Annotated in this window: 4 protein-coding genes and 3 pseudogenes; 3 read left to right on the forward strand and 4 right to left on the reverse strand. The window is 67.2% G+C overall.

Going from position 1 to position 5,771, the window contains the following annotated elements; translation table 11 throughout:
* Positions 1-375, reverse strand: a pseudogene (locus ABZZ74_RS52210) (plasmid partitioning protein); the annotation flags it as partial.
* Between the two features lie 321 nt (positions 376-696).
* Positions 697-1,853 (reverse strand): annotated as a pseudogene (locus ABZZ74_RS52215) (ParA family protein).
* A 174-nt stretch (positions 1,854-2,027) separates the two neighbouring features.
* On the opposite strand from ABZZ74_RS52215, the gene ABZZ74_RS52220 reads away from it, so the two are divergent.
* From ABZZ74_RS52220 to ABZZ74_RS52230, 3 genes and pseudogenes are all read left to right on the forward strand, one after another.
* Positions 2,028-2,810: a hypothetical protein gene (locus ABZZ74_RS52220; RefSeq protein ID WP_356951164.1), complete on the forward strand. Its 783-nt coding sequence runs from the start codon at positions 2,028-2,030 to the stop codon at positions 2,808-2,810.
* A 202-nt stretch (positions 2,811-3,012) separates the two neighbouring features.
* Positions 3,013-3,613, forward strand: a pseudogene (locus ABZZ74_RS52225) (transposase); the annotation flags it as partial.
* Positions 3,614-3,682: 69 nt separating this feature from the next.
* The gene (locus tag ABZZ74_RS52230; RefSeq protein ID WP_356951167.1) at positions 3,683-3,895 is read left to right on the forward strand and encodes a hypothetical protein; all 213 of its coding nucleotides are present in this window, start codon (positions 3,683-3,685) and stop codon (positions 3,893-3,895) included.
* 552 nt (positions 3,896-4,447) lie between these two features.
* On the opposite strand, the gene ABZZ74_RS52235 is transcribed toward ABZZ74_RS52230, so the two are convergent.
* Positions 4,448-4,642, reverse strand: coding sequence for a hypothetical protein (locus tag ABZZ74_RS52235; RefSeq protein WP_356951165.1), 195 nt, complete (start codon positions 4,640-4,642; stop codon positions 4,448-4,450).
* A 669-nt stretch (positions 4,643-5,311) separates the two neighbouring features.
* Positions 5,312-5,771: hypothetical protein (locus tag ABZZ74_RS52240; protein WP_356951166.1), on the reverse strand; the 460-nt coding region annotated here is incomplete at its 5' end.

The following is a 5,771-nucleotide window of genomic DNA, read 5'->3' on the forward strand; positions in this document are numbered from 1 at the left end:
ACGATCTCGCCGTTGCCGCCCCGGGGCAACGCCACCGTCCCGCCGTAGGCGAGCGGCTGCGCGTACTCCCCGACCACCAGCCGGACCTCCGAGGAGGGATCCGGCGCTCAGCATGGCCTGCAGCTCCTCGGGGAGTTCGAGCAGGACCAGCTGGTTCGTCACCCACGAGCGGTCCTTGCCGAGGTGTTCTGCCGCGCGGGACCGGGCGCCGCGTTCCGAGGTCTCCGCGCATACGGTCACCAGCTCCTGCACGCCACGAGCTCGCTCGATGACGTCGAAGTCCTCCCGGTCGAGGTTCTCCTTGAGGAGGTGGTTTATGAACGCTTCGCGGCTGGACGCGAGGTCGTCGCGGACAACGAAGTCGAGAGCGTCCAAGCCGACGTGGACCGCACTTGGCCGCGTCGCCGATCCGATCGTCGTGGTCCGGCCACAAGGTGAGGTATGCGGCCCTGGTCACGGCCACGCACGCGGCAAGCTGGACTTGCCGCAGCTCTTCACCGAAACGGGTCTTCTCCTCATCGGTACCGAAGTTGCGGCGTGGGTTGAGGGGAGTGGGGGATACCTCGTCCAGCCGCAGTCTGACCAGCTCGTAGGCGGGGACGTCTCCTTGGGTGACGGCCTTGGCCCGACCGCGGGCACTGCGGCCGCGCCGCGCCTCGCTGAAAGAAGTGCCGGTTCCCAGCCGGTCGGCGGCGCTCATCCGCTGATCCTCCGTGCGATGGTGCGCATTGTTTCCGATTGATCGCAGTAGGGGGCGTGGGCGAGAAGGGGGGCCTTCAGCGCCTCGCGCTGATCCTTCAGTTCCGGCACGACAGCCAGAACGGGCGGATCTCCGATCTTCTGCCACTCCTCCAGGGACGAGGTGGCGACGAACCCCTTGCGGCTGTCGTACATGTTGACGACGAACCCCAGTTGGGCGATGTCGACGTCCATTTCCTCTGTGAGGTCTCCGATCTGCTCTTCGAGCATGTCGTAGCCGTCAGCTGGCGAGTCCTCGGACAGCACGGGGATCACGATGCCGGACTGGCCGGCCTCTTCACCTTCGCGTGTGCGGCAGTAGTAGATGGCCGTGTCCATGCTGTAGCCGAGGCTCGGAGGACAATCCACGACGATGAAGTCGAATTCGGACTCCAGGGGCTCCAGAGCCTTCTCCAGAGCGGTCTCCTTGATCCGCACGAAACGGCTTGTGGCCAGCTTGGCGTCCAGCAAGAAGGCGTCCTTGCAGGCCGGCAGCAGCCACAGGTGGTCTTCGAAGTCGCCGCCCTTTATCGGGACAAGCAGGTCCGCGAGGCCGTTCTCACCCTTCACCTCGCCCAGCATGTGCTTGGCGAGGCTGGGCTCATCGATGGCGATGAGTGGGTGCCCGAGCTGCTTGGTCAAGTGCCCTTGGGGGTCGAAGTCGATGAGCAGAGTGCGGTGGCCCGACTCCGCCAAGGCCTGCGCAACGCCGGCGGACACTGAGGTCTTGCCGACGCCGCCCTTCTGGTTGCCGAAGATGATGCGCCGCGCGCCGGTCGCTCGTTGCTGCTTGGGTCGTGGGGACGGGTGCTCGTCCAGCCACAGGCGGATCGATTGGGCGATGCCCTGGTTGTAGGAGATGCCGCGGGCCTTGCAGTCGTCTTTGAGTTTGTCGTACAGGCCAGCTGGCAGATAGGTGGCGAAGGACGTGCCGCCGGCGGTGTCAACCGGTGCTCCAGGACTGGTCTTTCGTCAGGCTTCGACGCCCTGGGTCACGGCGTCCTGGATGTCGGTGTCGACTTCGGCTGCGCGGACCTTGAGCTCCTTCCGGAGCTCAGAAGGCAGTTTGGAGATACTACCTTTTCCCGATCAATCGGGTCGTATGGGGCGGTGATGGCGCTACCTTACTTACCTCGGGCGGCCCTTGGGCAGCAAGGGGCCCACTGGTGTCGCTTGTTGTCCGCGGACAACAAGCAAACCGGATCCCCTGAAGCGGTGCCCTTGTGTCTGCACGGTGGAGGACTATCGGTGGCGGCGCCAATCGACCACCCCGAAGGAGCCGCTCCCACATGGGCGAGCAGATCCCCACCGATCGCGACCGGGCGATCTACCACCGCACCGGCCACTACATGGCAGACGTCGCCGAACTCCTTCAGCGCGACGGCTACCCGGTGACCTCCGTCAGCTCGTGCCGGCCGGAGGAACTGGGTGACTCCGAGGCTGATGGCGGCGGGTACGTCGACTTCGGCCTTGAGACCCTCGCTCAAGTCAACGGGGCACCGAAGGACGCACTGGACTTCCACTTCGAATGGGACACCAGCAGCGGCTGGGCTCTCGTCATCGAAGTCCGCGGCGCCAAACCGGTCACCCGCTGGATGGGAGCCGGCCTCACGCCCGCACCCGAGAAGGTCGCCGGCTTCTTCCTCACCGGCCTTTTGGACTTCCGCAACGCTGGCAGTGAGGACCGCCCCTACTACCGCCAACCTGGCGACGACCTCGACGGCCTGGCCGAACGGCTCGCTCCGTTCCACAAGAAGGGCTCGTTCGACAAACGCTTCCGCCACACCCGGAACGCCATCGCGGAGCGCTTGGCCCTCAACGCCGTACTCCCCGACGGCAAGGACGCGATCCTCTCCGTTCCAGTACGCGCCGGAGAGCTTGCTGCCCTCGAGCATCTGGTCCACTTCGTCGGCATGAATGCTGACCTCCGGGAAGTAGCCGTACTGCTCATCGCAGACCTCAAGGCTCGCGCTGTCCCTACAGCCGACGAGAACCACGCCCAGGTCGTCACGGCTCACAGCGCCGGAATGGAGCAGGCGAAGCAGGTGCGGCTCCGAAGGAAGGGTGGCTGACCATCGCTTAGCAGTATTCGCACGACGACGTCGGGTGTCCTCAGGCGTCGCGTCCTCCCCGCCGACGCGGGGGTGATCCGACAACGCTGACCTTCCCAATAACGGCTGGGTGTCCTTCCCGCCGACGCGGCGGTGCCTGATGGGCGAGTGGCGCACCCGGGCGATCAACCGGATGCGTCCCCAGATGCTCGAGTACTTCCCGGCCCTGGAACGCGCCTTCGACTACAGCGCCTCCAAAGCGTCGCTGGTGCTGCTGACGGGCTATCAGACTCCGGCCGGTCTGCGCCGGATCGGACCGAATTGCCTGGCGGCCTGGCTCAAGAACCGGAAGGTCCGCAACGCCGTCGCCGTTGCGGCCACCGCAATCGAGGCGGCCGAGGCCTAGCACACTGCCGTCCCCGGCGAGAAGCTCGCCGCCGCCCTGGTGGCCAGGCTCGCGAGGGAGGTGATGGCCTTCGACGAAGAGATCGCAGAGACGGACAAGCTCATCGAAGGTCGGTTTCGCGAGCACCAGCACGCCGACGTGATCCTCAGCATGCCCGGGATGATCGGTCCCGTGCTCGGCGCGGAGTTCATCGCCGTCACCGGCGGCGACATGAACACGTTCGGGACCGCGGACCGCCTGGCCGGCGTCGCGGGGCTGGCGCCGGTGCCCCGTGATTCGGGCCGTATCAGTGGCAACCTGCACCGGCCGCGCCGCTACAGTCGCCGCCTGCTACGCGTCTTCTACCTGTCCGCCCAGGCCGCCGCCCAGCTGCCCCGTCTCCAAGACGTTCTACGAGCGCAAGCGCAGCGAGGGCAAGGGCATCAACCGCTACCTCGGCGAGGACGGCGCTGATGCGGCCGCTCCGGCAGCTGGCGGCAGCCTGGAAGTGACCGACTCGCGCCCGCTGGGAGCGGTCTGGCTTCTTCAGGGCCCGTGGTGGCAGTTGGAGATCGACCAGGCGCTGAAGAAGATCCTCGGCGCGCGCCGGTTCCGCACCGACGTCGAGCGGGTGCTGTTCGCGCTGGTCGACAACCGTGCCACCGCACCGGCCTCCAAGCAGCGTCCTGGCGCCCGAAATGACGGTTTCCGTAGGCGGTGACAACAGGTTGAAATGGTCTGAACGGCCACCGGCTGGGAGTGCGGGCGGGTCGTATGACTCTGTTGGGTCAGGGAGCCCAAGGGGGATCATGGAGGAACCACAGCGTGCGGCGGAACGTGCGCGAGCACCCGATGGGGAAGTCTTGTGGTGCTGTGGTGCGCATACGGCCCGGGGCGTCCGACACCCCGGGCCGTATGCCTAACCCGGCTTGCGCATCGGGCAAGCCTCCATGTCAGCGGCCATTTCGTTCTCCCCGTAGGGGCGGAGGCCGACCGCGTGCGTGCCGAGTGCGCGCTGATGGAACATCCCACCTTGGAACGGTGGTTGAGGACGTCGAAGACCGGGCGGCCGACTATCGACTGCGCCAGGGTAGTGGGTAGGGTAGTGGGTGGTGTCGGGGTTGGTGAGGGTGAGGCGCGCGGCCGGGCCGGATGATGAGGAACTGGCTGAGGTATCCGAAGACAGTCAGGCCTTGCCCGAAGGTGGTTGACGGCCGGATGTGGAGCGGGGGCTGATGCCGTGGTCCGGCTCAGCCCCCGCTGCGCATGGCGGTTACCGGGCGAGGGCGGTGATGAGGGCGGCGGTGGTGGTGCCGCCGCCCAGCAGGGCTGCCAGGATGGTGGGGGAGAGGTAGAGCTTGAGTTCGAAGTGGCGTCCGACGCGTACGTGGACTGCGTGGCGGCTGTCGTTGTCGGAGTCCTGAGCGGGCGGGTCGGCAGGCGGCGTGGCGGGCAGGGCGGTCGACACGGATGGTCTCCTGTGGTGTTGGCCCGGCGGTGCTGGGGCACCGCACGGGTGTCTGGCGAGTGGCAGACCCAGCGGTCGGCGGGCTCCGGCCAGAAGGCCACCGTGCTGGGAGCGTCAGAATGCACGGCCTGTGGGGTGTGGGCAACTTCGCTGTGTCTGCGTAGCGTTGGTCCCGGGAACCGGGGGATTGGGGCCTGCGTTTATAGTGCCGAGACACCCCGCTCAAGGCCGGGCAAATCGGTTCACTGCTGGGCTAATCGCCGGTTGATGGTGCGACGGAACGTCAACACCGACCGTGGTCGCAGGGTCTCGAATGAGTGACGCTGGGCAATGAGCCGCGCACGGTTCGTGTAGCGGAGATCACTTCCCGCCGGGAGAGGGGATCGGCCGCCGCCCCCTCCTTCTCTGGCCGGAGCGGGGAGCGGCGGCTCTCGCCAGACATGGCAGCCACGCCTGTGATCCCCCTGCCCACCGAACGGACCGCGAGCGAGTCACGGGCGCCAAGGCAGGCAGGGATGTTCGAGGATATTGCCCATCGGTTGATCATCATTCGGAGAAGCAGAGAAATTCGCTCTCGACCAGCGGAAGGCCTGGACACCAGTGCCCGCAACCCGATATATGCCAGACCGATGTGACGCCCAGGAGAGCAACTCCCAACGCATGCCCAACTCACTCAGCGCGGCACGCCGTTCGGGGCCTCAGTTTGGTGGCCCTGCGGCGGGTGTTGTCGAGCCATGCGCCCAGCTTCACGACCGCCCTGTCATCCTCCCCACCCACACCATCGCCGTCCCCACCCAGCCTGACGGCTTCGACGTGCTTACGCGGGAACTGCAGGCGGTCTTCGCGGGCCTGGAACTGGCGGGCGGCGGCGAGATTGGTCTCCCACCGGTCAGCCTGCGAGCGCACCACCACGTGGGCCGGCGCGCCCTGGTCCGGGTCGACGCCGACGCTCTCCAGCAGCCACTGCTGCGCCGGCACCAGCTTGTCCCAGCCGGCACGCTGCGCGGCGATCCACGCCCCGAGGTCCTCGCCCTGGACGACGACCTCACCTGTCCGGGGCGGGAGCGCGCCGCCGGCCCCGCCCTCAGGTGTCAGCGCTCCGCGGATTCGCTTGGGGCGGGAGCAAGGC

The sequence above is a fragment of the Streptomyces sp. NPDC006476 genome, assembly GCF_040612015.1.
Lineage (GTDB): Bacteria > Actinomycetota > Actinomycetes > Streptomycetales > Streptomycetaceae > Streptomyces > Streptomyces griseorubiginosus_B.

What these genes read in the sequence shown, in the direction of transcription:
- ABZZ74_RS52220 (WP_356951164.1), top strand. Translation starts at nt 2,028, where the DNA reads ATGGGCGAGCAGATCCCCACCGATCGCGACCGGGCGATCTACCACCGC.